General features: G+C 71.5%; 25 protein-coding genes. 10 read left to right on the forward strand and 15 right to left on the reverse strand.

Annotated features, from left to right (window positions below; translation table 11 throughout):
* Window positions 1-61: 61 nt before the first annotated feature.
* The 4 genes from BJ961_RS19250 to BJ961_RS19265 all read right to left on the reverse strand — a co-directional run bounded on the left by BJ961_RS19250 (window position 62) and on the right by BJ961_RS19265 (window position 4621).
* Window positions 62-1312: an NAD(P)/FAD-dependent oxidoreductase gene (locus BJ961_RS19250; protein ID WP_271414022.1), complete on the reverse strand. Its 1251-nt coding sequence runs from the start codon at window positions 1310-1312 to the stop codon at window positions 62-64.
* Between the two features lie 209 nt (window positions 1313-1521).
* Window positions 1522-2721: a phosphatidylserine decarboxylase gene (locus BJ961_RS19255; RefSeq protein WP_271414023.1), complete on the reverse strand. Its 1200-nt coding sequence runs from the start codon at window positions 2719-2721 to the stop codon at window positions 1522-1524.
* A gap of 324 nt (window positions 2722-3045) precedes the next feature.
* Window positions 3046-4059, reverse strand: coding sequence for a hypothetical protein (locus tag BJ961_RS19260; RefSeq protein ID WP_271414024.1), 1014 nt, complete (start codon window positions 4057-4059; stop codon window positions 3046-3048).
* 121 nt (window positions 4060-4180) lie between these two features.
* Window positions 4181-4621 carry an OsmC family protein gene (locus BJ961_RS19265; RefSeq protein ID WP_271414025.1) on the reverse strand — a complete coding sequence of 147 codons (441 nt, stop codon included), beginning with the start codon at window positions 4619-4621 and terminating at the stop codon, window positions 4181-4183.
* A gap of 238 nt (window positions 4622-4859) precedes the next feature.
* On the opposite strand from BJ961_RS19265, the gene BJ961_RS19270 reads away from it, so the two are divergent.
* Together BJ961_RS19270 and BJ961_RS19275 are read left to right on the forward strand one after the other, a co-directional pair.
* Window positions 4860-6842: an RICIN domain-containing protein gene (locus BJ961_RS19270; protein WP_271414026.1), complete on the forward strand. Its 1983-nt coding sequence runs from the start codon at window positions 4860-4862 to the stop codon at window positions 6840-6842.
* A gap of 113 nt (window positions 6843-6955) precedes the next feature.
* On the forward strand, window positions 6956-7849 hold the full coding sequence (locus BJ961_RS19275; RefSeq protein ID WP_271414027.1) for a helix-turn-helix transcriptional regulator: 894 nt from the start codon (window positions 6956-6958) through the stop codon (window positions 7847-7849).
* Window positions 7850-7853: 4 nt separating this feature from the next.
* On the opposite strand, the gene BJ961_RS19280 is transcribed toward BJ961_RS19275, so the two are convergent.
* Together BJ961_RS19280 and BJ961_RS19285 are read right to left on the reverse strand one after the other, a co-directional pair.
* Window positions 7854-8345, reverse strand: a complete 492-nt coding sequence (locus tag BJ961_RS19280) for a GNAT family N-acetyltransferase (protein WP_271417098.1) — start codon at window positions 8343-8345, stop codon at window positions 7854-7856.
* Between the two features lie 168 nt (window positions 8346-8513).
* Window positions 8514-9047 carry a GNAT family N-acetyltransferase gene (locus BJ961_RS19285; protein ID WP_271414028.1) on the reverse strand — a complete coding sequence of 178 codons (534 nt, stop codon included), beginning with the start codon at window positions 9045-9047 and terminating at the stop codon, window positions 8514-8516.
* A 133-nt stretch (window positions 9048-9180) separates the two neighbouring features.
* Here BJ961_RS19285 and BJ961_RS19290 point away from each other — a divergent pair, with 133 nt between their 5' ends.
* Window positions 9181-9663: a GNAT family N-acetyltransferase gene (locus tag BJ961_RS19290; RefSeq protein ID WP_271414029.1), complete on the forward strand. Its 483-nt coding sequence runs from the start codon at window positions 9181-9183 to the stop codon at window positions 9661-9663.
* A 55-nt stretch (window positions 9664-9718) separates the two neighbouring features.
* On the opposite strand, the gene BJ961_RS19295 is transcribed toward BJ961_RS19290, so the two are convergent.
* On the reverse strand, window positions 9719-10138 hold the full coding sequence (locus tag BJ961_RS19295) for a winged helix-turn-helix transcriptional regulator (RefSeq protein ID WP_271414030.1): 420 nt from the start codon (window positions 10136-10138) through the stop codon (window positions 9719-9721).
* A gap of 93 nt (window positions 10139-10231) precedes the next feature.
* Between BJ961_RS19295 and BJ961_RS19300 the strand changes: the two genes are divergently transcribed.
* The 3 genes from BJ961_RS19300 to BJ961_RS19310 all read left to right on the forward strand — a co-directional run bounded on the left by BJ961_RS19300 (window position 10232) and on the right by BJ961_RS19310 (window position 12722).
* The gene (locus BJ961_RS19300; protein ID WP_271414031.1) at window positions 10232-11071 is read left to right on the forward strand and encodes an SDR family oxidoreductase; all 840 of its coding nucleotides are present in this window, start codon (window positions 10232-10234) and stop codon (window positions 11069-11071) included.
* 154 nt (window positions 11072-11225) lie between these two features.
* The gene (locus tag BJ961_RS19305) at window positions 11226-11720 is read left to right on the forward strand and encodes an LGFP repeat-containing protein (RefSeq protein WP_271414032.1); all 495 of its coding nucleotides are present in this window, start codon (window positions 11226-11228) and stop codon (window positions 11718-11720) included.
* Window positions 11721-11774: 54 nt separating this feature from the next.
* A complete protein-coding gene (locus tag BJ961_RS19310; RefSeq protein WP_271414033.1) occupies window positions 11775-12722 on the forward strand; it encodes a DUF389 domain-containing protein in 948 nt (315 codons plus the stop codon).
* Window positions 12723-12769: 47 nt separating this feature from the next.
* On the opposite strand, the gene BJ961_RS19315 is transcribed toward BJ961_RS19310, so the two are convergent.
* The 6 genes from BJ961_RS19315 to BJ961_RS19340 form a co-directional block, all read right to left on the reverse strand.
* Window positions 12770-13615 carry an ABC transporter ATP-binding protein gene (locus BJ961_RS19315; RefSeq protein ID WP_271414034.1) on the reverse strand — a complete coding sequence of 282 codons (846 nt, stop codon included), beginning with the start codon at window positions 13613-13615 and terminating at the stop codon, window positions 12770-12772.
* A complete protein-coding gene (locus BJ961_RS19320) occupies window positions 13612-14601 on the reverse strand; it encodes an ABC transporter ATP-binding protein (RefSeq protein ID WP_271414035.1) in 990 nt (329 codons plus the stop codon). Before BJ961_RS19320 ends, BJ961_RS19315 begins: the two co-directional genes overlap by 4 nt.
* A gap of 6 nt (window positions 14602-14607) precedes the next feature.
* Window positions 14608-15459 carry an ABC transporter permease gene (locus BJ961_RS19325; protein ID WP_271414036.1) on the reverse strand — a complete coding sequence of 284 codons (852 nt, stop codon included), beginning with the start codon at window positions 15457-15459 and terminating at the stop codon, window positions 14608-14610.
* On the reverse strand, window positions 15456-16409 hold the full coding sequence (locus tag BJ961_RS19330; protein ID WP_271414037.1) for an ABC transporter permease: 954 nt from the start codon (window positions 16407-16409) through the stop codon (window positions 15456-15458). The genes BJ961_RS19325 and BJ961_RS19330 overlap by 4 nt, the downstream gene beginning before the upstream one ends.
* Before the next feature lie 5 nt (window positions 16410-16414).
* On the reverse strand, window positions 16415-18055 hold the full coding sequence (locus BJ961_RS19335) for an ABC transporter substrate-binding protein (RefSeq protein ID WP_271414038.1): 1641 nt from the start codon (window positions 18053-18055) through the stop codon (window positions 16415-16417).
* Window positions 18056-18170: 115 nt separating this feature from the next.
* Window positions 18171-19310, reverse strand: a complete 1140-nt coding sequence (locus BJ961_RS19340; RefSeq protein ID WP_271414039.1) for a C45 family autoproteolytic acyltransferase/hydolase — start codon at window positions 19308-19310, stop codon at window positions 18171-18173.
* Between the two features lie 112 nt (window positions 19311-19422).
* On the opposite strand from BJ961_RS19340, the gene BJ961_RS19345 reads away from it, so the two are divergent.
* Window positions 19423-20325, forward strand: coding sequence for a MurR/RpiR family transcriptional regulator (locus tag BJ961_RS19345; RefSeq protein ID WP_271414040.1), 903 nt, complete (start codon window positions 19423-19425; stop codon window positions 20323-20325).
* A gap of 8 nt (window positions 20326-20333) precedes the next feature.
* Here BJ961_RS19345 and BJ961_RS19350 read toward each other — a convergent pair whose 3' ends face one another.
* Window positions 20334-21884, reverse strand: coding sequence for a hypothetical protein (locus BJ961_RS19350; protein WP_271414041.1), 1551 nt, complete (start codon window positions 21882-21884; stop codon window positions 20334-20336).
* A gap of 808 nt (window positions 21885-22692) precedes the next feature.
* Here BJ961_RS19350 and modA point away from each other — a divergent pair.
* From modA to BJ961_RS19365, 3 genes are read left to right on the forward strand one after another with little or no spacing between them, the layout of a single operon-like run.
* Window positions 22693-23523: a molybdate ABC transporter substrate-binding protein gene (gene modA / locus BJ961_RS19355; protein WP_271414042.1), complete on the forward strand. Its 831-nt coding sequence runs from the start codon at window positions 22693-22695 to the stop codon at window positions 23521-23523.
* Window positions 23520-24371: a molybdate ABC transporter permease subunit gene (gene modB / locus BJ961_RS19360; protein ID WP_271414043.1), complete on the forward strand. Its 852-nt coding sequence runs from the start codon at window positions 23520-23522 to the stop codon at window positions 24369-24371. Before modA ends, modB begins: the two co-directional genes overlap by 4 nt.
* Window positions 24368-25474, forward strand: a complete 1107-nt coding sequence (locus tag BJ961_RS19365) for an ABC transporter ATP-binding protein (RefSeq protein WP_271414044.1) — start codon at window positions 24368-24370, stop codon at window positions 25472-25474. The genes modB and BJ961_RS19365 overlap by 4 nt, the downstream gene beginning before the upstream one ends.
* Before the next feature lie 29 nt (window positions 25475-25503).
* Here the strand turns inward: BJ961_RS19365 and BJ961_RS19370 are convergent, their stop codons facing one another.
* The gene (locus BJ961_RS19370) at window positions 25504-26094 is read right to left on the reverse strand and encodes a TetR/AcrR family transcriptional regulator (protein WP_271414045.1); all 591 of its coding nucleotides are present in this window, start codon (window positions 26092-26094) and stop codon (window positions 25504-25506) included.
* Between the last annotated feature and the right edge of the window lie 75 nt (window positions 26095-26169).

Consider the following 26169-nt stretch of genomic DNA (forward strand, 5'->3'; position numbering starts at 1 on the left):
GAGTGACCGCGGCCGCGCTCCGGCCGACCGGTCCGAGTTCGACGACGCCTGATCCTCGCGGTCATCGCTGCCGTCCCGCGTCGGCGGACACCTCCCGCGCGGCGCGCGCACCCGACGCCAGGGCGCCCTGCACGGAGCCCGTCGCCCGGTAGTCCCCGCACACGTACCTTCCCGGACCGAGGCGGGCGGTGCGGCTCAGCGGCCAGGGAGGGAGCATCGCCGGCAGCGCCCCCTCGACCGTGTAGGCGGCGACCTGGTGCCAGTCGCCCGTGTCGGTGCCGTACAGCTCGGCCAGACGCCGGAGCGTCGCCTCTGATCTGCCGGGGAGGTCTCCTCCCAGTACGGAGGTGGAGACCAACGCGGTGCGGGGAGGCGCGTAGGCGGGAGCCACCTCGCTGAGTACGCAGGTGTTCAGAACCGCGCCGCTGCTGTCCACCATCAGGGTCGGTTCAGGCATCGGGGTTCTGTCGGTGGCGTGGTAGTAGGTGGTGACGGTACGGGTGTCCGGCACGGTCAGGCCCCTGAGCAGGCGGGCGGCGGTCGCCGGGTCCGTGGCCACGACGACCGTCCTGGACGGCACCTCGCTGCCGTCGCTCAGCAGCACTCCGGCGTCGGTGACCTCCGCGACGGACGTGCCGAGGCGCAGGACGCCGTCGGGCAGGCCGGCGGCGAGCCGGGCGGGTACGGCGCCGATGCCCTTCTCCGGAAGGCACAGGGACCCTCGCACCATGCTTCGCCAGACGAGGTGGAAGAAGCGCGCGGAGGTCTCCAGCCGGTCTTCCAGGAACACGCCGGACAGGAACGGCCGCAGGATGTCGGCGATCACGCCGTCCGAAACTCCGGCCCGGGTCAGGGCCGCCGAGGTGGCGCCGTCCCCGCGCCCTTTGGTGACGGAAGCGGGCAGCACGGCGTCGCGCGCGGTGAGTGCCGCCAGCGCGGCCAGGTCGCGGGCCGAGAAGATCCGCCCCGGCAGCAGCTCCCCCACCGCGCCGGGCTCCCGCGTCGGGTCGGTGACACGGACCCGGCCCTTCGGTGTGTGCGCGACGACGCCCGCCGTGAACGGCCGCAGTCTCAGGCTCCTCAGGTCCAGACGTCGCTTCACCTGCGGATACGAGGTGTTGAACACCTGAAATCCGCGGTCCAGCAGGAATCCGTCCTGCCGGTCCGTGCGCATCCGGCCGCCCACACCGTCCGATGCCTCCAGCAGGGTCACCCGCCATCCGGCACGGCACAGGTCCAGCGCGCACGCGAGGCCGGCCAGGCCCGCGCCCACGACGACGGCGCTCGGCCCCCGGCGGTGTTCGTCGGTCATGCTCTGCTCCTCGCTTGCGCGACGGGTTGGAGGGAGTGACGTGCTACGGAAGGGGTCCGTTGTCAGGGGCGGTCGCGGCCGCGCATGTGCGTGCTCCTGGTGGTCGATGCCGCGGAGGTGTTGTACCGGTCGTCTGCGCACGCCGCGAGGTCCCCCCAGAAGATCGAAGGGGTTGTCGAAGCGGAGACCGCGGCAGACAGGGAGTCAGCTCAGACGGTCCGATCGCATCGCGCGATGACCGAGCCGACAAGCCGGAAGCCTTCGTCGGTGCTCACCTCGGGAGTGACCCCTGCCTGGAACAGGACGATGATGTCGGAGCCTCCGAACTGGAAGTAGCCGAACTCCTCACCCTTCGTCACGTGGGTGCCGACGACCGTGGTGAGGTTCACTGACGCGACGTGGGCCATGCCCACCGCGACGACCGCGACGACGCCCAGGTCGCCGTGGTCCGAACCCGAGGTGTCAAGGGTGAGGACGCCCCTGGTCTGTGAGAACTCGTAGCCGCTCCGGGCGCTGTCCTTGGAGACCAGCTCGTGGTTCTCGAGGTCGACCTGCATATAGACCTTCCCACTGATCACGTACGACTCCTTGACCAGCCCGGAGACGGGTACGTGGTATCGGTGGTAGGCCGAGGGCGGCAGCATGTAGTGCACGAAGGTGCCGTCGGCGAAGGAATCGGCGTATTGGCTTCCCTCGATCAGCTGCCGGATATTGCCGTAGTGGTGCGATTCCTTGACGGTGGTGCGCGGGATGTTCGACGACTGGTCGATACCGTAGGCATGCTGGAACACGCAGTCGGCCGGTGAGGTCACCACCTTGTTGTCCGTGGGGTCGCACACCGGCCGCAGACCGGGGTTCAGCTCGCGGGCGAAGAACTGATTGAACGTCAACCAACCGCTGGGCATGTTCGGTCGACCGCCCACGAGGGATTCGTGCACGTGGTACTCGGGCGCGTCTCGGACGAACGTGTCCAGGATCTCCTGGCTGAAGGACTCCGCCGTATCCAAGAAGTCCCCCCATTGGCGGGCGAACGCGGTGAGCCATCCCCGGAAGGGCTCCGAGTTCTCGGCGATGGCGGTGCGGCCGTCGTCCACCTTCTGGTCGATCAGCCAGTAGAAGTGGGCGAGCCGGTCGCTGACTTCTCTCGCGTATCGCTGCTCCGGAGCCGAGACCTTCCATGCCGCCGCGGCGGACTGGCGCGGGACCCACCGGATGAAGCGCTTCAGATACTCGTAGTACTCCGGTAGGGTCCGCGGCCAGTCGAGTGCCCCGAACAGATCGGCGTTCAGGTCGGCCTCGGCGCGTTCTCTGGCTTTGACCAGGGACTTCTCGATCAATGCCCCGAGGCCCCGGTCGTCTCTTTCGATGGTCGCCCGCAGATCGTGGACGATCTGGTCGGGTCCCTGCATGGGGTACTCCTTCAAGGGGTCGAACACCGTCTGTCAGGCCGATGTCCCGTCCTCGCCGACCGGCTCGGGTCCGACGAGACGGCTGGCGAGGCCGTATGTCACGGTCACGTCGCGATACTCCAGCCCCGGGGCGACCCGAGGCGGAAGGTTCGTCCGCTCCGTCTGCGACACCGATTCGCGCGCTCCGGTCCCGGGGAAGGAGACCGTCGTTCGTGGCACCTCCTCGAAACGCAGCCGGTCACCGCTGACGACCGCGTCGAAGGAGATGGCAGGGCCGGGGGCGCGGCCCGAGGCTTCGGAGTCCGGGGCCGGCGTCGCGTCCGTTCACGGCGGCTCGTCGCGCTTGCGGACCATGCCGCGCCTGGCGGGTCGCACCGCCTCGGACTCGTCGTCGTCGCGCGTGCGGCGGCGCCGGACGGCGGAGCGCCGGCTCGCGGCGTCGTCTCCGGTCCGTCCGGGCGTCTGCCGTGCCCCTGTCCGGCGCGAGGGGCCGGCGCGATCCGTGCCGTGCCCCGAGCGTGTGGTGGACTCGGCGGTCCCGGCGGCGCCACGGGTGATCCGTCCCGCCGCCTCCTCCCCCGGACCGGCTTCCTCCGCGGTGCGTCCAACGCCTCGCTCGGCCGAGCGGACGGTGCCCCGGGCCACGTCGTCCACATCCGCGGCAGCCTCGCCCGCCGCTCCACCCACCTCGCCGAGAGCATCCCCCGCTCCCCTTCCGACGCCCCGCCCGACCTCTCCGACGGCCTCACCGGCACTGCCGCCGACGTCCTCCACCGCGGAGCCGGCGCCCCTGCCGACGTCCTGTACGGCTGCTCCGGCGCCCTGGCCGACATCCTGCACGGCCGATCCAGCGCCCTGGCCCACGTCCTGCACGGCCGACCCGACACCGCGGGCCAGGTCCTCCAGAATCCGGGGGTTCCGGTCGAGTGTGGTGAGAACCCGGTTGATGATCAGCGCGACGTTGTCCAGCCGGACCTCCAGCCGGGCCTGTGCCTCGACTCCCGAGATGCCGAGATGGACCTGGCCGAGTGCGACATCGGCGCCCACGTTCAGCTTGAGCAGGTCGAGCACCTCGGCCTGGAGGGAGACGTGGGCCCGCAGGTTCTCCACGTCGAGGTTCAGCTCGTCGACCTTGAGCTGGGGGACGTCCAGGAAGACGTCGGGGCCGCGCTCCTGCGAGGAGCGTGCCGCCGTCGCATCGCCGCCCGGGACCACCGCGTCCTGGTAGGCCGACTCGTCGTCCTCGGACTCGTCGTCGTAGACCTCGTCGTCGTACGGCTCCGGCTCTTCTTCGGCGTCTGTCGTGTGATCGCCGCCGTTCTCGGCGTGCTGCTGCATCGCTGCGCCTCCGCAGGCTCGCCCTCTAGGATTTCACCCTATTTGCACCAGTATGGCAGGGGTGGCGGCACGGGCGTCGCCTCAGGGCCGAACGGGTGGCGAGGAGAGGGGGAGCGAGAAGTCAGGCGTCGGCGACCGTCGTGGTCACCGGGGCACCGATCTCGACGGTCCTGCTCACGGTGCACAGGCGGTCGTGGGAAGCCTTGACGGCGCGGGGCAGGATCGCGCGGGCGCGCTCCGCCCCCTCGTCGTCCGGGAAGTCCACGGTGAACGAGACCTTGAGGTTCGTCATGCGGTTGCCCAGGTCATCGCTGACCTTGTCCCCCACGACGGTCACCGAGAACCGGGTGGGCTCCGCGTGACGGCTGGTGGCGATGTCGACGTCCACAGCCCCGCAGCCGCCGATCGCGGCCAGGAACAGCTCGACAGGGGTGAATCCGGTGTCCTGTCCGCTCTCCGAGGACGTGCCGAAACTGATCGATCCACCGCGGGCGTTGGTCGCCGTGAACTGGCCGCTGCTGGTGCGTTCCACGACGACGGAACGCTCCGAGTGTTCGCTCATGCCCGTCACACTAGCCGCCGGGGCACGATCCATGGACGATGCCGGCACGTGAGCCGGACAAGCCCGGCCGCCCGAGGCGCGACGGTTCACCCGCGGAGGCGTCCAGACCCTTGACGCGGACCGCACGGGCTGCCTAACTTCCCAGAGGTTCAGACATCAGACGTCTGTTGAGCCAGCCGTCACAACGGAACGAGCGCGCCACCCGTCCGGTCCACGACGACCCAGCAGGGAGCCATCCGTGCAGGCAAGAAGAAGACTCGCCCTGTTCCTCTCGACCCTGTGCCTTCCCCTCACGCCGCTGGGGACCGCCCCGCTCGCACAGGCGGTGGAGCAACCACGGCCCTTCTACGTGGACTGCGACGCCACGGCAGCGGGCAACGGCACTGAAGCAAGCCCCTGGAACGACCTGGCGCGGGTGAACGCCCACACCTTCCAGCCCGGCGACTCGATCCTCCTCAAGCGCGGTTCCACGTGCACCGGACAGCAGTTGTTCCCCAAGGGATCCGGGGCCGAGGACCGGCCGATCACCGTCGACACGTACGGCTCGGGGGCCAAGCCGGCGCTGGCCGGAGCCGGCCGGGTGACCGACGTGGTCCGGCTGGCCGACCAGCAGTACTGGGAGATCCGCGACCTCGACGTCTCCAACCGGGGCGACACCGCGGCGACCCGGCGCGGCGTGCACATCACCCGCGCCGACTCCGGCACCGGGACGCACTACCGCCTCAGCGGTCTGGACGTCCACGACGTCAACGGCAACCAGACCAAGAAGGACGACGACGCCAGCGCGGGCATCTTCTTCGAGGTCCTCGGCCAGACGACGCCGACCAGGTTCGACGACGTGGTCATCGAGAACAACACGGTCCGGACGGTCGACCGCTACGGCATCCACTTCTGGACCCGCTGGATGCAGCGACCGGAACTGAACAACCCCAACTGCGGTACGGCCTGCGGACCGTGGACGCCGCAGACCCGAGTCGTGGTCCGCGGCAACACCGTCACCGACATCGGCGGCGACGCGATCGTCCCGCACCACACCGAGAGCGCCCTCGTCGAGTACAACAGAGTCGACGGCTTCCGCGAACGCGAGCCGGCCCACTGCGCCGCCGGCATCTGGGGCTGGAACACCGACGGCGCCCTGTACCAGTACAACGAGGTCAGCGGCGGCAAGAGCGAGTGCGACGGCCAGGGCCTGGACCTCGACGAGGCCAACATCGGCACCGTCTACCAGTACAACTACAGCCACGACAACGAGGGTGGCTTCATCCTCCTGTGCAACGGCGCCGGATCCACGACCGCCGACAACGTCGTCCGTTACAACATCAGCCAGAACGACGGCGGGCAACTCTTCGACATGGTCTGCGCGAAGACCACCAACACACAGATCTACAACAACACCTTCTTCCTCTCCAGGCCGGTCGACGTCATCAACAACGCCAACGGCTCCACCGGTGCCTCCGTGGCCTTCAGCAACAACATCTTCCACGTGGCCACGTCCGAGGCCGCCTACGTCGACGCCGCCGCCCTCGTCTTCGACTCGAACGTCTTCTACGGCAACCACCCGGCCGGTGAACCGGCCGACGCCCGCAAGGTGACCACCGATCCCCGCCTGACCGCGCCCGGTTCGGCGACCTCACGTACGGACGCCGACGGTTACCGTCTGCGGGCCGCCTCGTCCGCGCTGGCCAACGGCCGGGCCATGCCGTCGCCCGGCACCCGCGACTACTTCGGCAACCCGGTCACGGCGGGCTGCGCTCCCGACCGCGGCGCCCACCAGTCGTCGACGTCCTGCACGGCCCCCGAAGGGCCCGCCGACGGCGTCCACCGCATCACGGCCGGCGGCCAGGCCGTGGACGTTCCCGCCAACTCGACCGCTCCGAGCACACAGTTGATCGGGTACCAGTGGCACGGCGGCGACAACCAGAAGTGGGCCGTCACCGTGAACCCGGACGGCACCCACACGTTGAGGAACCGGCACTCGGGCCTCTGCGCCGACGTCGACGCCAACTCCACGCGGGCGGGCGCGGCCGTCATCCAGTACACGTGCACGGGCGCCGCGAACCAACGCTGGATCGCCACGCCGAAGGACGGCGGCTACACCCTCGCCGCACAGTCGAGCCGCCTCCTGCTGACCTCGGCGTCCGCCGCCGACGGAGCACCGCTGACCCAGCAACCGGCGACCCCCGACGCCATCCAGACCTGGACCCTCACCCCTGAGCCCTGAGCCCTGAGCCCTGAGTCCAAGCAACCGCCTCTTCCCGCACCCAGCGAGTCACTGACGAGGGGTGTACTGGCAGTACACCCCTGTGGCCGCGTGCACGACGTACCGTCGAAGACATGGACAACCGTGAGGAGGTCCGCGAGTTCCTCACCTCGCGGCGCGCGAAGATCACCCCCGCACAGGCCGGACTGCCCTCCGGCACCCGGCGCCGGGTGCCGGGTCTGCGCCGCAGCGAGGTCGCGGCGCTGGCCGACATGAGCGTCGAGTACTACTCGAAGCTGGAGCGCGGCAGTCTCGCCGGTGTCTCCCCGGCTGTCCTCCAGGCTCTCGCCCGGGCCCTCCGGCTCGATGACGCCGAACGCGCCCACCTGGTGAATCTGGCCCAGGCCGCCGACGGCTCCGACGTCCTCACCCGCCCTCGCCGACGGCGCACCAAGGACCAGTGGAAGCCCCACCCCAGCCTGCAGTGGACCCTGGACGCGATCACCGCGGGCCCCGCGTTCGTGCGCAACGGCAGGATGGACGTCCTGGCCGCCAACCCGCTCTTCCGTGCTCTCTACACCGACGTGTACGCCACGCCCGGCAACCAGCGGAACCTGGCCCGCTTCAACTTCCTCGACCCCGCCTCGCGCCGCTTCTACCCGGGCTGGGACACCTTCGCGGACGTCGCCGTGGCCATTCTGCGCACCGAAGCCGGCCGCAACCCGCACGACAAGGAGCTGCACGATCTGGTCGGGGAGCTGTGTACCCGCAGTGACGAGTTCCGTACGCGATGGGGTGCTCACGACGTCCGCCACCACGGCACGGGCACCAAGCGCTTCCACCATCACGCCGTCGGCGACCTCACCCTCGCCTTCGAGGGCCTGGAGATGGCCGCCGCCCCCGGCCTCACCCTCACCGTCTACACCGCCGAACCCGGCTCGCCCTCCGAAGAAGGCCTGCGTCTCCTGGCGTCCTGGGCCGCCACCCAGGACGCCGTCCCGGACACGGAACGGTCCGCCGCCCGCTGACCCGCTACCCCGCTCCCGAGGCTGAGAAGTCCGCAGACACCTCGAAGACCAGTTCGAGCCCGTCCTCCTCGTCCCACTGCTCTCCGACCTCGACGAAGCCGAAGCCGGCGATCGTGGCGAGGGATGCCACGTTGCCGGGGCCGATCGTCGCCCGCACGGTCCTGACCGCGGATTCGGCCGCTGCCCGGCGGAGCAACTCGGTCAGTGCGGCTCGGGCGTACCCCTGGCGACGGAATTCGGGAGCGACGGAGTAGCCGATCTCGACCATGCCGGACTCGTCCGGCGGTCCGTGAAACCCGGCATGCCCGACGACGAGACCTTCGTCGCCGACGACCGCTTGCCGCGCCATCCACCGCGCACGGCCGGGATCGGCGGCCATCTGGTCGAGCCGGTACCGCCACAGCCACCGTGCCCTGTCGGTCACGAAGTACTCGGTCAGCGTGACCCCGGCCACCCTGCCGGCTTCGGACAGGTCCCCGTCGAGCAAAGCGGACATCGCCCCGCCGGACAGCTCGACGAAACGGACGCGTTTCGGACTCTGCGCGGGCGGCCGGTGACGGCCGGTTTCATCTGCCACCCGCGCATGCTCTCCGACGGCCCCGAAGGGTGTCCACCGGTTTCGCGGGGGGGGGGGGGCAGGTCCCCCGGCCACCGTGCGCTGAAGCTATTCCCGGTACTGCGTCAGGTCGATGCCGAACACCGACACGTCGTAGCCGTGGACCGGGTGGGGGGCGGTGTCCTCCGCCTCCATGCCCAGCTTGTCGACCACCCCCGCGGAAGCGCTGTCGCCCCTCCGCAACACGGCGATCACGCGGTCGAGCCCGCGGTCCTGCACGGCGAACTCCAGGGCGGCGTGCGCCGCTTCGGAGGCGTATCCCTGCCCCCAGAACACTCGCCCGAGCCGCCAGCCGATCGCGACCTGACCGACTGCCTCGGCCGGTGCGTCGGCGACAGACAGGCCCACGGCACCCACCAGTTCACCGGAGCCCAGCAACTCGACCGCGAACAGCCCGAAGCCCTCCTCGTCCCACTCCTCCTCCCACGCCTCGATGTCCTCGGCGGTCTGCTCCGCCGAGCGCGGCCCGCCGTCGCCGATGTTCCGCATCACCACCGGGTCGGCGTGGATCTCGGACAACGGAACGAGGTCGTCGTCCAGCCAACGGCGCAGGACGAGACGAGGGGTGCGGATCTCGGTCATGCCCCCATCCTGCCGACACGGCGGCGAGAGTGCGAACTGCGGCACCGCACCCCGGGCACGGCAGCGACGCGTCTGGCCACCCGGCGCGGGAGCGCGGCGTACCCGGTCTCGTGCGGACGCGTAGAATGGTTTGGTGCATTCAAGTGTCGCGGCCGCGCGTGGCGGGATCCTCATACGCCGGGCCGTCGCGCGGGACGCCAAGCGGCTCACGCGACTCGTACGCGGATCGCGCGCCTACGAGGGCCACTACGCCGCGATGGTCGCGGACTATCGCGTCGGGCCCGACTACATCGAGAACCACCGGGTCTTCGTCGCCGTCGACACCAGGGACGCCACGGGCCGCGTACTCGGTTTCTACTCGCTGATGCTCGTGCCTTCGGAGCTGGACCTGCTCTTCGTCCAGGACGGGATGCAGGGCAACGGCATCGGGCGGCTGCTCGTCGAGCACATGAGGTCCGAGGCGCGCGCGGCGGGGCTGGATCATGTCCGGGTGGTGGCGCATCCTCCGGCCGAGGGTTTCTACCTCAGTGTGGGCGCACTGCCCACCGGGACCGCCCTGGCGAACCCGCCCGCGGTGGCGTGGGACCGGCCGGAGCTGGAGTTCCTGATTCCGTAACCGACCACCGACCACCGACCACCGACCACCGACGGGTTACGGCCGGAGTCGGTGATCACGCCGTTCTTGTCGGTCTCCAGGCCCCCCGCTGTTCTCCGGATTCGGCAGAAGGGCCGCGCGGCGGCAGCCACCGTGTGATCCGGTCGAACAGGTCCGTCAGCGGTTCGCTGACGTCCCGGCCGAACTCGGAGAGCCCGTAGGTGACCTGGGGCGGCGTCGTCGGCTCCACCTCCCGCCAGACCAGGCCGTCCTGGACCAGCGCGCGCAGGGTCTGGGCGAGCATCTTCTCGCTGATGCCCTGGATGCTGTTGCGCAGCTCGTAGAACCGAAGGTCGTGGCCGCGCAGGGAGATCAGCACCCAGATGCCCCACCTGCTGGTCACGTGGTCGACCATGTCACGCGCGGGGCAGTCGGTGTGAAACACCTCATAGCCACTGTCCGCCTCGGCCTGCGTAAGCTGCGCGCCTTCATTCATGTCCGGAGCTTACCTCTGGGTATGTTCTTACGAAGAGTAAGCCCCCGCTCCTAGCGTCAACGACCGCACTGCACAACTGACGAGGAGCTGAACATGATCGTGGTGACCGGGGCTACCGGAAATGTGGGCCGACCTTTGACGCAGGCCCTGGCCGAGGCGGGTGAGCAGGTGACGGCGGTGTCGCGGAACGCCGCGGCGATGCCGGACGGGGTACGGCACGTGGCGGCCGATCTGGCCGAACCGGCGGGCCTCGCGCCCGCGTTGGACGGGGCGAAGGCACTGTTCCTCCTGCTGTCCGGCGACCTGCACGCCCTCGACGCCAGGCCGGCCGACATCATCGGCATGGCCGCGGCCCGTGGGGTCCGCCGCATCGTCCTGCTGTCCTCGCAGGGCGTGTCGACCAGGCCGCTCGGCCCGACGCGGGTCGCGATGCGCGCGCTGGAGGACACGCTGCGGGAGTCCGGCCTGGACTGGGCCGTCCTGCGGCCCGGCGGCTTCGCCTCCAACGCCTTCGCCTGGGCGGAGTCCGTCCGCACCCGGGGGACGGTCGCCGCGCCCTTCGGCGACGTGGGGATACCGGTCGTCGACCCGGCGGACATCGCCGAGGTCGCTGCGGCCTGCCTGCTGGACGACCGCCACAACGGCGGGGTGTACGAGCTGACCGGGCCGGAGGTCATCACGCCGCGCCGGCAGGCGCAAACGATCGCATCCGAACTCGGCTCGCCCGTACGGTTCCACGAACTCACCCGCGACGAGGCCAAGGCCATGATGATGCAGGCCGTGCCGGCGGAACTCGCCGACGACACCCTGGACATCATCTCCGCCCCCATCCCGGCCGAACTGCGGATCAGCCCGGACGTGGAAACGGTCCTCGGCCGCGCCCCGCGCCCCTTCAGCAGCTGGGTCGCCCGCAACATCGCCGTGTTCCGCTGAGCGACCGGGCCGGCCCGGGCCGGCCGCGCGGGGTCGGTGACTGAACGGACACCGTGCCCATGCCCCGGGCTCGTCGTTGGTGTGAACGGGTGCCGCGCTCGCGGAGCGCGGCACCCGTGCGAAGCACCACAAGGAACCACGACAAGGGGGACTCATGACACGCGTCCAGACGAGCGGCCGGGCCAGGATGCCGAAGAAGGCGGCATCCGCCGCGGGCCTGCTCGCCCTGCTGGCCGGCACGCTCGTCGTGTCGGCGTCGTCCGCCGCCCGGGCCGACGGCGACTACTGCGGTCACCGGGTGCTGGGCGACATCGAACAGCGGTACCTCGCGATGGGCGGCCCCCAGGGGGCACTCGGCTGCCCGCTGACCGACGAGTTGGCCAACCCCGACGGGATCGGCCGCCGGACGCAGTTCGAGAAGGGGACCGTCTACTGGTCCCCGCGCAGCGGCGCATGGCCGGTGTGGGGAGAGATCGGCGACTACTGGTGCGCCGAGGGATGCGAGGCGGGATGGATGGGCTACCCGACCTCCTACGAACACACCGTCGGCAACGAGACGCGGCAGAACTTCCAGTGCGCCGTCGTCCACTGGCAGGCACTGCCGGGCAACACCACCAAGACCTGGACCGACGGCAACACATGCGTGTGAGGCCCTGACACAGGTCACACCTCGAACGGCACCGCGCGCGGCTACGCTGCCGCCATGCTGCATCTGCGCCTGATCACCCCGGCCGACCGCACCGACGAGGTGGTCCGTCTGATCGACCGGACGGTCGGCACCGCGCACCTGGTCGTCCTGCCGGGCGCCGCCCGCGATCCCAGGGGCGACGTCGTCATGTGCGACGTCGCCCGCGAGGCGGGCGACGCGCTCATCAGCCGCCTGCGGTCACTGGGCATCGACGACTGCGGGGCCATCACCGCGGAGAACATCGACCTGTCGTTGTCCAAGCGCGCCCAGAAGGCCGAGAAGGACGCACCGGGCGAGCCGGCCGACGCGGTGCTGTGGGAACAGCTGGAGGAAGCGACACACGAGGAGTCGACGCTCTCCATCACCTACATCGCCTTCATCACGCTCGCCACGATGATCGCGGCCTGCGGTGTCGTCCTCGACAACGCGATCCTGATCGTGGGCGCGATGGCGGTCGGCCCCGAGTTCGGACCCCTCGCCGGCATCTGCACGGCGACCGTCCAGCGGGAACCGCGCCTGGCGCTGCGCTCGTTGACCGCCCTGCTGGTGGGCTTCGCGGTGGCCATGGCGGTGACGGTGGGCTTCAGCTGGATCATGGACGCGTTCGGCCTGTTCAGCGAGAGCAAGCTGGAGGCCGAACGGCCCAACACCGGCTTCGTCTACGCTCCGGACTCCTTCTCGTTCGCGGTGGCCCTCCTGGCCGGAGTGGCGGGCACACTCTCGCTGACCTCGGCGAAGTCCGGCGCCCTGGTGGGCGTCGCCATCTCCGTGACCACGGTCCCCGCGGCCGCGAACGCGGCAGTCGCCCTGAGCTTCGGCGACACCACCCAGACGGTGGGCTCCAGCGAGCAGCTGCTGCTCAACCTGGGGGGCATCGTGGTCGCCGGCACCGTGACGCTGCTGGCCCAGAAGGCCCTGTGGGCGACTCAGCGTGCACGGCTGACCAAACCGGACAAGACATGACGGGACGGCCCCGGCGACGGTGATCGGGAGCTCGGCGGAACCCGGTGCTAGCCGGACGTCGTGGCGGCCCGGCGGGCCCGTACCGCGTCCGCCGGGTCCCATCCGTGGCGCGGGACCGAGGCGAGCAGCAGTTGCGTGTACTCGTGCTCGGGGGCGGTCAGCAGTCGCTCGGTGGGCCCCTGTTCGACGACGGTGCCGCGTCGCACCACCACCGTCTCGTCCGTGACGTGCTGGACCACGGCGAGGTCGTGGCTGATGAAGACGAGGGCGAGCCCGGTGGCCTGCCGGATGTCGACGAGCAGACTCAGGATCTGTGACTGTATGGACACGTCGAGTGCGGCCACCGCCTCGTCCAGGACGAGGACACGCGGGTCGACCGCCAGGGCGCGGGCGATGGCCAGGCGCTGCTGCTGCCCTCCCGACATCTCGTGCGGGCGGGCGTCGGCCTCACGGGAACCGAGACCGACGACGTCCAGGAGTTCCTCGATCCGGGCGGCCGAATCGGTCGCCTCGTGCAGGCGGAGCGTGGTGGTCAGGCACTGGCGTGCGGTGAGCCGGGGGTCCAGCGAGAGATAGGGGTCCTGGAAGACCATCTGTATCTCTCGCGCACGGGTGAGGCGCTCGCGGCGGCCGCGGCGTCGTCCCGCGGCCCGGTCCCGTCCGTCGACGCGGATCGTGCCCGCGTCGGGCCGGACGAGGCCGACGAGCATGCGGGCGACGGTTGTCTTGCCGGAGCCCGACTCGCCGACGATGCCGATCGCTCCGCCCGTCGGCAGGGTGAAGGACACGTCGTTCGCGGCGACCAGGGTGCCACCGCCGGGGAGACCGTAGGTCTTGTGGAGCCCGTCGGCCACCAGGAGCGGGACGCGGGGCACGGGGTCAGAAGTGGTCACGGGTTGTTCCTCGCAGTCGCTGGGGCGGTGGCTGCCGCCGCCTCGGGCAGCCGGCGGCAGGCGGCCTCGCCGCCGTCGGGGAGTTCCACCGCCCGTGGGGCCCAGGCCTCGCAGGCGGGCTCGGCCTCGGGACACCGGGCGGCGAACGGACAGCCGTCGAATCCGTCCGAGAGCGAGGGTGGCCGGCCGGGGATGGGCCGCAGGGGGCGGGGCACACCGAGTTCGGGCGAGCAGTCCAGCAGCCCCCGGGTGTAGGGGTGCCGGGCGTGCTCGAAGAGCCGTCGGCCCGGCTGGTGTTCGACGGTCCGGCCCGCGTACATGACGTACACGCGGTCGCAGTAGGCGGCGGCCAGATGCAGGTCGTGGGTGATGAACAGCATGCCCGTCTCGCGTCGGCGCCCCAGGTCGCGCAGCAGGGCGAGGATCTCCGCCTGGGTGGTGACGTCCAGGGCGCTGGTGGACTCGTCGGCCAGGATCAGGTCGGGGTCGGCGGCCAGCGCGCCGGCGATCACGACGCGTTGGAGCATGCCGCCGGACATTTCGTGCGGGTACTGGCGCAGGCAGCGGGCGGGGTCGCTCAGGCCGACGCTGTCGAGGAGGTCGACGGCCCGGTCGCGGGCGGTGCGGCGGTCGTACTCGCCGGTGTGCAGGAGGCGTTCGACGAGGAAGTCGCCGACGCGGTGCACGGGGTTGAGGGCCGACCGCGGGTTCTGGTGGATCATCGCCACGCGCCGGGCCCGGTGCCGGCGCAGCGCGGCGCCCGGCATGGTCAGTACGTCGGTTCCGGCGACCGTCACCCGGCCGTGCGCCACGGCGTCGTCGGGCAGGACGCGCAGCACGGCCTTGGCGGTGGTCGACTTGCCGGAGCTGGATTCGCCCACGAGGCCGACGACCTCGCCCGCGGCGACGCGCAGGGACACGTCCGCGAGGAGCGGCCGGGCGGCGCCGGGCAGTTGGACGGTGAGTCGGTCGATGTCGAGCAGCACGGGGTGCTACCTCCTGGTTCCGAGCCGGTCGGCGAGGTGCACCCCGGCGACGTTGAAGGCCACCACGACGACGGCGATGGCCGTGCCGGGCACCAGCGCGGGCAGCAACGCGCCCTGCACGATGGCCGACTGCCCCTCCTGCACCATCAGTCCCCAGTCGGAGCTGGGCGGCTGGGTACCGAAGCCGAGGTAGCTGAGGGTGGCCAGGCTCATCAGCGCCTCGCCGAAGAGGACCACCAGGTATCCGGCGATCGACCGGGCGAGGTTGGGCACGAGGTGGCGTACGCAGATCCGTGTGCCGCCCATGCCCTGTACGCGGTAGGCGTCGATGTAGGGCTTGGCGCGTTCGGCCAGGGCCACGCTGCGGGTGTACTTGGCGATGGTGGGCGCGAAGGCGAGGCCGAGGCCGAGCACCGAGGTGGTCATGCCGGTGCCGAAGACGGCGATGATCAGGACGACGAACAGCAGCCCGGGGAAGGCGTACATCACGTCGGTCAGCCGGGAGACGAAGGTGTCGACCCAGCCGCCCCGCCAGGCGGCCAGGGTGCCCAGACTCACCCCGATGACGGCGGCGAGGGCCAGCAGCAGCACGGGGGCGACGAGGCTGGTGCGCGCCCCGTACAGCACGCGGGAGAGCAGGTCCTGGCCGGAGGCGTCGGTGCCGAGCAGGTGGTCGCCGCCGGTGCCGACCAGGGAGGACGACAGGTCGACGGCGTCGGGGGCGTACGGCGCGAGCAGCGGGGCGAGGACGGCGGCGAGCACCACCAGGGCGAGGAAGCCGGTGGCGGCCATGGCGGCGACCGGACGCCGGGTGCGCCGGACGGCCGGGGCCGGGGCGCTGGCGGGTACGGCGGTCATGCTGAGCTCCTTGCCGACTTCAGGCGCGGGTCGAGCAGCGGGTGCGCGAGGTCCACGAGGGTGGTGACGACGACGTAGCACGTGACCATGAGCAGCAGGACTGCCTGCGCGACGGGGAAGTCGTGGCTGTTGATGGCGCCGACGAGCAGCGAGCCGATGCCGCTGAGGCCGAACACGGTCTCGATGGCCACGGTGCCGGCGAGCATGCCGGCGGTGACCAGGCCGCACATGGTGACGATCGGGCCGAGGGCGTTGCGCAGCACGTGGCGTCGGACGATCTCACGCTCGGGCAGCCCGGAGGAGCGGGCCACGGCGACGTGGTCGGCGCCGTCGGCGTCGACGACGGCCTGCCGGGTGACCCGGCTGACGACCGCGAGCGCGCCCAGGGCCATGGCCGCGGCGGGAAGGGTGAGGTGGTGCAGGGTGCCGGCCAGTCCCTCTCCGCTGCCGGTGACGGGGAACCAGCGCAGTTGCACGCCGAACAGCGCGACCAGGGCGATGCCGCCGACGAAGGAGGGCACGGACGCGGCGAGGGTGGTGGCGCCGACGACGGCCGAGTCGATCCAGCGGCCCCGGTTGAGCGCGGCGAGCGCGCCGGCGCCCACGCCCAGGACCACGAAGAGGAGGGTGGCGTAGGCGACGAGTTCCAGGGTGGTGGGGAAGCGGGCGGCCAGCAGGTCCGCGACCTCGTCGCCGTACTGGAAGGAGCGTCCCAGGTCCAGGTGGAGGCAGTCCCACAGCCACCGGCCGTACTGGACGACCAGGGGTTCGTCCAGGTGGTACTGCTCGCGTACGGCGGCCAGGCGCTCGGGGGTGAGGGTGTCGCGGCCGCCCGCCAGGAAGACCGCGGGGTCGCCGGGGGCGGCGTAGATCGCGGCGAAGATGACGAACGACGACGCGAGGAGGGTGGCGAGGAGCCCGGCGAGCCGTCTGCCGATACGGACGATCATGGCGCTCAGCCCTTCTTCGCGCCGAGCGACGCGGCCCACGGGTAGTAGAGGTACGCCATCGAGGCGGGCGGGCCGGTGAGCTTGTCACCCAGGGCCAGGGCGGTGGGGGTCTGTGCCACGGGGATCCAGACGGCGGCGTCGGCGAATCGGCGCTGGATGTCGACGACCAGCTCGGCTCGCCGGGCGTCGTCCAGCGTCCGCTTGGCCTGTGCGACCTTCGTGTCGTAGGCGGCGCTGTGGAAGCCGACCCAGTTGTTGGAGTCGTCGGAGACGCCGTTGTCGTAGAAGCCGACGGGGTCGCTCTTGGAGATGTACCAGTCGGCGACCAGGACGTCGATGCCGGCGCGGGCGGACCTGTCGCCGTAGAACTCGCCGTACTCGGCGGAGGGCACGGTCTTGATCTGTGCCTTGAGGCCGATCTGCTGGAGTGCGGCGCGTACGCCGTTGGCGATGACGAGGCGTCCCTGTGTGCTGTCGGTGCCGATGACGATCGGTCCGGCGGGCTTGTGCCCGGCGTTCTGGACGAGTTGCCTGGCGCGGGCGATGTCGGCGGAGGTGGGTGAGGCGGGGGCGCCGGTCAGCTTCTCCTGTGCGGCGGAGAACACGGACTTCTCGTAGCCCCAGGCGCCGGAGCCGACGGGCGTCGCCCATGGCTGGGCCAGGCCGCCGTAGCCGGACTTGGCTATGCCTTCGCGGTCGAGGGCCAGGGAGAGGGCCTTGCGGATGTCGGGGTCGGCCAGGCCGCCGCGCTCGGTGGGGATGAGGTCGAGGGTCGCGGTGCTGGGTCCGAAGTGCAGGTCGATGCCCTTCTTGCCGTCGAGGGCGGCGGCGGTGCCGATGGAGTCGGTGTAGGCGCCGTCGGCCGCGCCGGTGCGCAGGGCGTTGACCATGGCGCTGTCCTCGGCCCAGCGGAAGACGACCTCGCGGGTCAGTGCCTTGTCGCCCCAGTAGTCGTCGTAGCGCTCCAGGGTGACGGAGTCGCCGGACTTCCAGGAGGCGAGCCGGTAGGGGCCGCTGCACGCGTCTGCCTGGCCCGGTGTGCCGAAGTCCTTCCCCTGCTGCCGTACCCGCTTCTGTTGGTAGACGAGTCCGGCATCGCCGGCGAGGGCCTTGGTGAACAGGGCGTCGGGTTCCTCGAACCTGACGGTGATCTCGTGGGCGCCGGTCTTCTCCATCGACGTCACGTTCTCGAACTCGTCGGCCTCGGACATGTCCGGGTCCGCGTGGCGGCGCAGGCTGAACAGGACGTCGTCGACGGTCATGGCGGAGCCGTCGTGGAAGGTGACACCGTCGCGCAGGGTCAGGACCAGGGTCTTGGCGTCGGGCCGGGCGGCCTTGTCGACGAGCCACGGCCGCACGCTCATGTCGGGCTGCAACTGGTAGAGGCGCTCGCACACGTTGGTGAGCACCGTGCGGCCCGCGCTGCCGCCCTGGGTGTCGAGGTCCAGCGAGTCGGGCTCGTCCTCCAGCAGCCAGTCGACGCTGTCCACCCCACCGGCGGCCGCGGGGGTGGTCGGGGTGAGCTGCAACCGGGTCACGTCGCGGGCCGCGGCCCCGGCCGGGCCGGTGTCGGCGCCGCTGCAGGCGGTGGCGAGAACCGTCATGCCCGCCAGCCCGAGGGCGGCGATCGAGGTCTTCAACTTCATACGGTGGCTCCTGGGCGGGAAGGGTGGTGCGGAGACTGCTCGTTTCTGCGGCGTGCGGGGGGGACGTGGGGGGCGAGGCGGAGCGTGGGGGGTGGGAACAGCCGGTCGGTGCGGTCTACTTGGGGGCGTGGGGGCCGTCGTAGAGGTTCCAGGGCAGGTCCTGGTAGCCGCGGTCGCAGGGGGTGCCGGGGGTGACGTGGTAGTCGCCGGAGGTCAGGTCGACGCAGGAGGAGACGAGTGTCTGCCACTGCCGTACGGGCGACCTGCGGGGGTCGGGGTGGGTGCACAGCGACTCGGGGAAGCCGAGGTGGTCCGACATGGCTTGCCGGATCGTCTTGCGGGACTCGTCGGGGCCCGTGGAGTCACGCAGTCGGCGCAGTCCCTGTTCGGCGCGGGGCACCCGGACGAGGGAGTCGGCGGCCAGGGGCCGGTAGTCGGCGGCGAGCGCGGTGGGGATGCCGGCCTGGTAGTGGTTGCCGTGCACCAGCAGACCGTCGGTGGGGTACATCCAGCGGTGTCCGGCCGGGGTGGCCTCCACGTCGATCGCGAAGCCTTCGCGGCAGGTGAGCAGCGCGTTCCCGGCGATGTGTGCGCGGGTCCGGCACAGCACGCGCAGGGCGTCGCTGATGTTCGACTGGTCCAGCACGCTGCGGCGGATCACCGTCTGGGGCAGGCCGACGGTGTCGTCGAAGCGTCCGCCCAGTCCGTTGGCGTTGAGCGCGATGCCCGCCGAGTTGGCGCCCTGGCGGCCGATTTGACCGGCCTCCACCTGCATGACGAGGGTCGGCTTCGGAGGCTGCACGATGCGCAGCATCACGACGGTGCCGGCCACCGCGGCCCGCCAGTCCCAGTTCTGCCCGGCCCACACATGGCCGTCGCCGCTCGCCGGTCCGTAGGCCGCGAAGGAGGTGCAGCCCTCGGCGGCCTCCTCGTCCTCGGGCAGCCGGCTGAAGGTGGAGTCGTAGATGACCTCGCCGCGTGCGTTGAGCGCCAGTACGTCGAGCAGGCCCACGCCTGCTCCGTCGGCTATGCCCCGCATCTCCTCGATCAGGTCGGGAGCGTGGTCGTGCACCGGCTCCAGCCAGAGCTGGGCCCGGGCCGTCACCTGATCCCAGGTCAGTCCGGAGGCCTCGCCGAAGGCTTCGGTGTAGTACCCGATGGCCTCGCCGATGCGGGAGCGCACCGCTTCGCCGTACTGCCGCCCGCGTTCCGCCGGTGTTCCGGAGATCTCTATGACCGGCAGGGCGTGGTGCATGACAGGACTCCTCGGGAGGGTGATCGTGCTGTAACATCCGTTCCAAGAGTGAACATCATTGGAACAAGTTGCTCAGAGCGTAACCACGAAACCGAGTAAGTCAAGAGGCGTAATGGATGTTCCAGAGGCTGGCAGTGTGGGTCCGGGCGGGCTGGCCCGGCTGCGGACCGCGATCCGAGACCTGTGGGAGGAGCTCTCGGCGTCCGAGCGCACCGTCGCGCAGTACCTCGCGAGCGCGCCCGCGGAGCAGATCATGTTCGCCAGCGCTCAGCAGCTGGGCACCGCCAGCGGCACCAGCAACGCCACCGTCGTCCGCGCCTTGCAGCACCTGGGGTACGCGGGGCTTCCGGCTCTGAAGAGGGAACTGGCCGCGGACTTCACCGCTTCGCAGGCGCCCGAGGTCCGGCTCAGGCAGCGCATCTCCCACGTGGGCCAGGACCTGGAGAGCATCTGGGGCGACGTGTTCGACGAGGCGCAGGAGCGCATCGAGCAGGCCAGGCGTCTGACCGGTACGAAGTCCTTCGAGCGGGCCGTCGAGGTACTGGCTCCGGCCCGCGAGGTCTTCTGCTACGGCGTCGCCGCGTGCGAGTTCGGGGCCCGCCACCTCGCCCTGTCCCTCGGCCGGCTGGGGCGCCGCGCCCGCTTCAGCGGGGCCACCGGGTTCGCCTTCGCCGACGATCTGCTGCCCCTCGCGCAGGGCGACGCGGTGGCGGTCTTCCAGCCGGCCCGCCCGCTGCACGAGCTGGCCGTCCTGGTGGAACGGGCGCGGGCGGTCGGGGCCGGTGTCGTCCTGATCACCGACGAACTCGGAGAGCGCTTCGGTGACCGCGTCGACGCCGTGCTCACCGCGCCGCACACGCCCACCGGAAACACCAACGAGTCTTTGACCGGTCTCCTGGTCGCCGACGCGCTGCTGCTGGCGATGACCACCCTGGACGAGACACGTGCCGTGGAGCACTCCCACCAGCTGACGGCGCTGCGCGAGCGTTTGGTTACGCCCCCTCGACGAACCTGAGGCGCTCCTCACGGCAGCGCCAGCACCGCCTCGATGAGGGAGCGGGCTTCCTCGTCGTCGAGGACGGCCCGGTAGTCCGAGTGGGCGGACAGCCGTCGGTCGCGAGCCCTGACCTGGTGGAGGACGTGACGCGCGCCGGGGGTGGTCGCGCCGATGCGGAGGAAGGCGCGCAGCGTCCAAAGGAGGAACCCGTAGCCGTCGTCGTCCCCGGCGGCGTCCGTGACGGCCTGTTCCAGCACCGCGAGGCCGGGCCGCGGATCGCCGGTGATCGCCGCCAGGGCGACCGCCGCCTCCACCGCCGTCAGGCCCTCGGCGGTGTCCATGATGTGCCGCACCCGTTCGCCGTGGGCGGCGGCGGCGGAACCGAAGTCGGCCAGGAGGGAGACCGGTCCGTAGGCCGGGCCCGGCTCCTGCTCCACCGCCTCGCCCAGCAGCCGCAGGACCGCGTCGTCGTCCCCGCCTCCGATGCGCCACGCGGCCCATGCGATCCTCCGGTGGTTGGCCGCGTGGTCGAGGACCACGGCGTCGCGCACGGCGGGCGCCGTGGACGCGGCCCCCGGCCCCATCGCGACGAGCGCGTCGACCGCACTCAGCGAGTACCGCGTGTCCTTGAGGAGCGGCATCAGCTCCGGCAGCGCGGGCAGTGCCGCCGGGCCCCACGCCTCGGCGACCCTCACCAGGACGCCGGTCAGCGGGCCGTGATCGCCGTCGCGCTCGTACTGGAGCCGTACTTCCCGGCGCAGCACGGGCAGCAGGACGTCCGCGTGCTCCCGCAGCGGGGCGAGGACCTCGTGGATCTCCGGGCCGCGCGGGTCGCCCGTGGCGTAGCCGCGTGCGTACTGCTCCCGGTAGGGCGCCCACAACGCCTCGACGAGGCCGGGGAGGGCACGGGGGTCGTCCAGCCTGACGAGGGCCCAGCGTGCGAAGTCGCCGACGGTGCCCTCGATCCAGGAGATCCGGTCGGTCCCGGGATCGTCGATCAGTGCCGCCAGACGGTCGGCGTACGGGGCGGAGAGCGGTGCGAGGATCGCGAGGAGGTGCACGGCCTTGAGGCGCACACAGTCGTCGGGATGGTCCAGCAGCCGCGCCGCCAGGGGCAGCACCCGGGGTGCGAGGGAGGGCCGCGGCACCAGGAGCCGCCACGCCTCGTCGAGGGCGACCCGGTGCAGGCCGGTGTCCCCGGTGCGGTCCGCGGCCTCTGCCAGCCGGATCACGAACGACAGGGCGGTGTGGGGGCGGTGGCCGAAGAGCCCGGTCACCCACGCGGCGACGTCGTCGCGGGTGAACGCGCTCTCGACGTCCGGCGGGAACCAGATCTGCTCGAAACGGGGGCGGACCGCCGGGTCGGTGAGGACGTCCAGCAACAGGCCGGTGTGGCGCAGGGGGACGTCGCGGTCGAGGGACGCCCACGCGACCACGGTCGCGACCTTCAGCACCGGCTCGCCGTCCCGCACCACCTGGTCCAGCACCGCCCGGACGACGCGCGGGTCCGCACGGTCCCGGCTGCCGGGGCCCGGGCCGGCCGCCTCCTGGGAGCCGGCGGCCGCCCGTGTGCCCAACGCCAGTAGCACGCCCAGGCGTACGGCCGGGTCGTTCTCGGTGTGCCGGCGCTCCAGCAGTGTGCCGTCGTCCGTGAGGGGGACGGCCGCTCGCCGGATCGCGGGGTCCGGATCCGCCGACAGTGCCGCGAGGGTGCTCTCCTGGCGCCGCCACTCCTCGTACCAGCGATCCCCCGCGTCCCGGGACCGCGGCGCGCGGCGTCGTGCAGGGCGGTGAGGAGTTCGACGAGGGCGACGCGGGCGCCGTTGTCCGGGTCGGCGGCGAGCGCGGTGACGAACGGCAGGGCCACGGCAGCGACCGACCCGACTCCGCCCGCCCTCCCGAACAGACAGTCGTACAGCGGGTGGCAGTCCGGCTCCGTCGCCGCGGGCCCCTTCCTGGCGAGGCGCCGCAGCGCGCGGGGTACTTCCTCGACCGGGTGGTGCTCCGGCGAGTCCGTCTCGAACCGGCTCCAGTCCACCGCGTCCACTGCCTCGACCGAAGTCCCCGTCATTCCCACCCCGTGCACTCCGTCCCCTGCCGACCGCCCGTCATCCTCACACCCGCCCGGAGCGCGGTCACCCGGTTTTCGTCGGGAACGCCGGGGAGGGGCGGTGATCGGCTCGCTCGTGCGCCGACTCCGGAGCCTGCCGGTGACAGGCCGCGGACGTGTGGCGGCGGACCGGGAACGTACAAACGCACATGCCAGGCCGTAGAACCGATGATCACGCTCATGCGAAGCGACAAGAGACTTTCACCTTGCATCTGCGGCAGTATGCTCTGCGTATGCACGCCTACGTCCGTTCAGGACCTCGAAGGAGTGGCCCCGTGTTGACCCGTTCCGCGCGCCGGACCCGCCGGATGCCGCTGCTGACCGGCGCAGGTGCCGTCCTGCTGCTGGCCCTGAGCGCCTGTTCGTCCTCCGGCTCCGATTCCGACGCCGAGTCCGGGGGATCCTCGTCGGCCGGCGGCTCGGACAGGCTGTCCGGGACCGTGAACGTCTTCGCCGCGGCCTCGCTGACGGAGAGCTTCACCGAGCTGGGCGAGGACTTCGAGAAGCAGCACCCCGGCACCAAGGTCGTCTTCAACTTCGGGGGCAGCGACTCGCTGGCCGCGGGCATCACGAGCGGCGCACCGGCCGACGTGTTCGCCTCCGCCAGCCCCAGGACGATGAAGGTCGTCACGGACGCCGACGCCGCCGCCGGGACACCGGTCACCTTCGTCCGCAACCAGCTGGAGATCGCCACCCTGCCGGGCAACCCGGACGGGATCACCTCCCTGGAGGGCCTCACCGGGGACGATCTGAAGGTCGTGCTGTGCGACAGGACGGTGCCCTGCGGAGCCGCCGCCCAGAAGGCACTGACCGCCGCCGGTCTGAAGCTCACTCCGGTCTCCTACGAGGAGGACGTGAAGTCGGCGCTCAACAAGGTGGTCCTCAAGGAGGCCGACGCCGCGGTCGTCTACCGGACGGATGTGAGGGCGGCAGGTGACAAGGTGGAGGGCGTGGAGTTCCCCGAGTCGGCGAAGGCCGTCAACGACTACCCGATCACCCTGCTCAGGGACGCCCCCAACGCCGAGGTCGGCAAGGAGTTCATCGAACTGGTGCGGTCCGCCGAGGGGCAGAAGGTCCTGACCGAGGCCGGGTTCACCGCGCCGTGACCGCCCCGCACAAGGCCGGTGCCGCGACCGGCCCCCGCACGGGCGGGCAGCGGCGCCGCCGCCCGGTCCGCGGCGGGGCTCCGCTGCCGCTGCTCGTCCCCGCGCTCGTCGGCCTGGCGTTCCTGGTGCTTCCTCTCGCCGCCCTGCTGATCCGGGCGCCCTGGGGGAGCATGCCGGAGCTGCTGACCAGTACCGAGGTGTGGCAGGCGCTGCGGCTCTCGCTGATCTGCGCCACGGCGGCGACCGTCGTGAGCATGGTGATCGGCGTGCCGCTGGCCTGGCTGCTGGCCCGGGTGGAGTTCCCCGGACGCGGACTCGTCCGGGCCCTGGTGACGCTGCCGCTGGTGCTGCCGCCGGTGGTGGGCGGTGTCGCCCTGCTCATGGCGCTGGGCCGCAACGGGGTCGTCGGGCGGTGGCTGGACTCGTGGTTCGGGATCACGCTGCCGTTCACCACCACCGGTGTGATCCTCGCGGAGGCGTTCGTGGCGATGCCGTTCCTCGTCATCAGCGTCGAGGGCACCCTGCGTGCTGCCGACCCCCGCTACGAGGAGGCGGCCACCACCCTGGGCGCGTCCCGCTTCACGGCGTTCCGCCGGGTCACGCTGCCGCTGATCGCGCCCGGGATCGCCGCCGGTGCCGTCCTGGCCTGGGCACGGGCACTCGGCGAGTTCGGGGCGACGATCACCTTCGCCGGCAACTTCCCCGGCCGCACCCAGACCATGCCGCTGGCGGTCTACCTCGCCCTGCAGAGCGACCCGGAGGCCGCCGTCGCCCTCAGCCTGGTACTGCTGGCCGTTTCCGTCGCCGTCCTCGCCGGACTGCGCGACCGCTGGATGACCGCCTCATGACCGACACCGAGAAGACCACCGAGAAGACCACCGGGGAGACGGACCCGGGAGCGGACGCCGAGCCTCAGGGGCTCGACGCGCGCCTCGTCGTCGAGCGCGGCGCCTTCCGCCTCGACGTGGCACTGGCCGCGGCCCCCGGCGACGTCGTCGCGCTGCTCGGCCCCAACGGCGCCGGCAAGACCACGGCCCTGCGCGCCCTCGCCGGTCTCGTCCCGCTCTCGGACGGCCATCTGCGGCTCGACGGCGCGGAGCTGGACCGAACGCCTCCCGAATCCCGGCCGGTCGGGGTCGTCTTCCAGGACTACCTCCTCTTCCCCCATCTGACGGCGCTCGACAACGTGGCCTTCGGACCGCGCTGCCGGGGCGCGACCAAGACCGAGGCGCGAGCGCAGGCCGCCACGTGGCTGGAGCGTCTGGGACTCGCCGAGCACGCCGCCGCCAGACCCCGCCGGCTCTCCGGCGGCCAGGCCCAACGCGTCGCCCTCGCCCGCGCCCTGGCCACCCACCCCCGCCTGCTGCTCCTCGACGAGCCCCTCGCCGCCCTGGACGCCCGCACCCGCCTGGACGTCCGCGCCCAACTCCGCCACCATCTGGCCGACTTCGAGGCGGTCGCCGTACTGGTCACGCACGACCCCCTGGACGCCATGGTCCTCGCCGACCACCTCGTCGTCGTCGAGGACGGACACGTCGTCCAGGAGGGCGCCCCCTCGCACATCGCCCGCCGTCCCCGCACCGACTACATCGCCCACCTCGTGGGTCTCAACCTCTACCGGGGACAGGCCGAGGGCCACACGGTACGCATCGACGACGGGCCCGTGATCACTACCACCGAGGAGCTGGCCGGACCGGCCTTCGTCGCCTTCCCGCCCAGCGCCGTCACCCTGTACCGGGACCGCCCCACCGGTTCCAGCGCCCGCAACCTCTGGCACTGCGAGGTCGCCGGTCTCGAGACCCACGGCGACCGGATCCGCGCCGACCTCACCGGCGAACTGCCCCTCGCCGCCGACCTGACCACCCTCGCCGCCGCCGACCTCGACCTGCGCCCCGGCGCCGCCGTCTGGGCCACGGTGAAAGCCACCCAGACCCACGCCTACCCCGACTGACATCGCGAGGAGGCACCGGCAACGCCTCCTCAGTCGCCCGCGTCGAGAGTCCGCGCGAGTGCGCCGAGGGTCACGTCGACGACGGCGCGCAGCCGCTCCGTGCCCGTTCCGGCCCTGCTCATGACGGCGAGGGACTGGTTCACGGCCGCGAGGTGGGTCGCGAAGGACTCGGCAGCCTCGTCGTTCAGCCGGCCGGCCTTCAGCGCGGCACGTAGCCGGGTGTGCTGGAAGCCGATCGCCTCGCGGGCACGCTCCGCGACGCTCGCGCTCAGCACCGGGGTCGCCATGACGGTCTGGGCCACCAGGCATCCGTCGGGCAGACGGGGGTCCGCGATGCGGTCCAGGGTGACGTCGAAGAACGCCCGCACGGCCGCCAGGGGCCGGTCGGCGGCGCAGGACAGCGCGGCGTCGTACTTGTCTCCGTACCGCGTGGAGTAGCGCTCCAGGCAGCGCGTGAAGAGCGTGTCCTTGTCGCCGAAGGAGGAGTAGAGGGAGCTGCGGTTGAGTCCGGTCGCCCGGGACAAGTCGTCCACCGACGTGTCCGCGTAACCGGCCCGCCAGAACTGGAGCATCGCGGCATCGAGCGCCGTGGCGATGTCGAACTGCTTCCTGCCCGCCATGCCGCACCTCCCTCTCACTCGACCATCCCCGACGGAGACCATTCTCCCATCTTGAACCATTCAGTTCAAGATGGG

The organism is Streptomyces lienomycini, assembly GCF_027947595.1.
GTDB lineage: Bacteria > Actinomycetota > Actinomycetes > Streptomycetales > Streptomycetaceae > Streptomyces > Streptomyces lienomycini.

Coding starts and splice junctions, on each gene's coding strand:
- BJ961_RS19260 (WP_271414024.1), bottom strand. CDS start 4,059: ATGCAGCAGCACGCCGAGAACGGCGGCGATCACACGACAGACGCCGAA.
- BJ961_RS19295 (WP_271414030.1), bottom strand. CDS start 10,138: ATGAATGAAGGCGCGCAGCTTACGCAGGCCGAGGCGGACAGTGGCTAT.
- BJ961_RS19285 (WP_271414028.1), bottom strand. CDS start 9,047: ATGACCGAGATCCGCACCCCTCGTCTCGTCCTGCGCCGTTGGCTGGAC.
- BJ961_RS19255 (WP_271414023.1), bottom strand. CDS start 2,721: ATGCAGGGACCCGACCAGATCGTCCACGATCTGCGGGCGACCATCGAA.
- BJ961_RS19265 (WP_271414025.1), bottom strand. CDS start 4,621: ATGAGCGAACACTCGGAGCGTTCCGTCGTCGTGGAACGCACCAGCAGC.
- BJ961_RS19345 (WP_271414040.1), top strand. CDS start 19,423: ATGGATGTTCCAGAGGCTGGCAGTGTGGGTCCGGGCGGGCTGGCCCGG.
- BJ961_RS19335 (WP_271414038.1), bottom strand. CDS start 18,055: ATGAAGTTGAAGACCTCGATCGCCGCCCTCGGGCTGGCGGGCATGACG.
- BJ961_RS19280 (WP_271417098.1), bottom strand. CDS start 8,345: ATGTCCGCTTTGCTCGACGGGGACCTGTCCGAAGCCGGCAGGGTGGCC.
- BJ961_RS19330 (WP_271414037.1), bottom strand. CDS start 16,409: ATGATCGTCCGTATCGGCAGACGGCTCGCCGGGCTCCTCGCCACCCTC.
- BJ961_RS19310 (WP_271414033.1), top strand. CDS start 11,775: ATGCTGCATCTGCGCCTGATCACCCCGGCCGACCGCACCGACGAGGTG.
- BJ961_RS19275 (WP_271414027.1), top strand. CDS start 6,956: ATGGACAACCGTGAGGAGGTCCGCGAGTTCCTCACCTCGCGGCGCGCG.
- BJ961_RS19340 (WP_271414039.1), bottom strand. CDS start 19,310: ATGCACCACGCCCTGCCGGTCATAGAGATCTCCGGAACACCGGCGGAA.
- BJ961_RS19325 (WP_271414036.1), bottom strand. CDS start 15,459: ATGACCGCCGTACCCGCCAGCGCCCCGGCCCCGGCCGTCCGGCGCACC.
- BJ961_RS19300 (WP_271414031.1), top strand. CDS start 10,232: ATGATCGTGGTGACCGGGGCTACCGGAAATGTGGGCCGACCTTTGACG.
- BJ961_RS19370 (WP_271414045.1), bottom strand. CDS start 26,094: ATGGCGGGCAGGAAGCAGTTCGACATCGCCACGGCGCTCGATGCCGCG.
- BJ961_RS19250 (WP_271414022.1), bottom strand. CDS start 1,312: ATGACCGACGAACACCGCCGGGGGCCGAGCGCCGTCGTCGTGGGCGCG.
- BJ961_RS19305 (WP_271414032.1), top strand. CDS start 11,226: ATGACACGCGTCCAGACGAGCGGCCGGGCCAGGATGCCGAAGAAGGCG.
- BJ961_RS19365 (WP_271414044.1), top strand. CDS start 24,368: ATGACCGACACCGAGAAGACCACCGAGAAGACCACCGGGGAGACGGAC.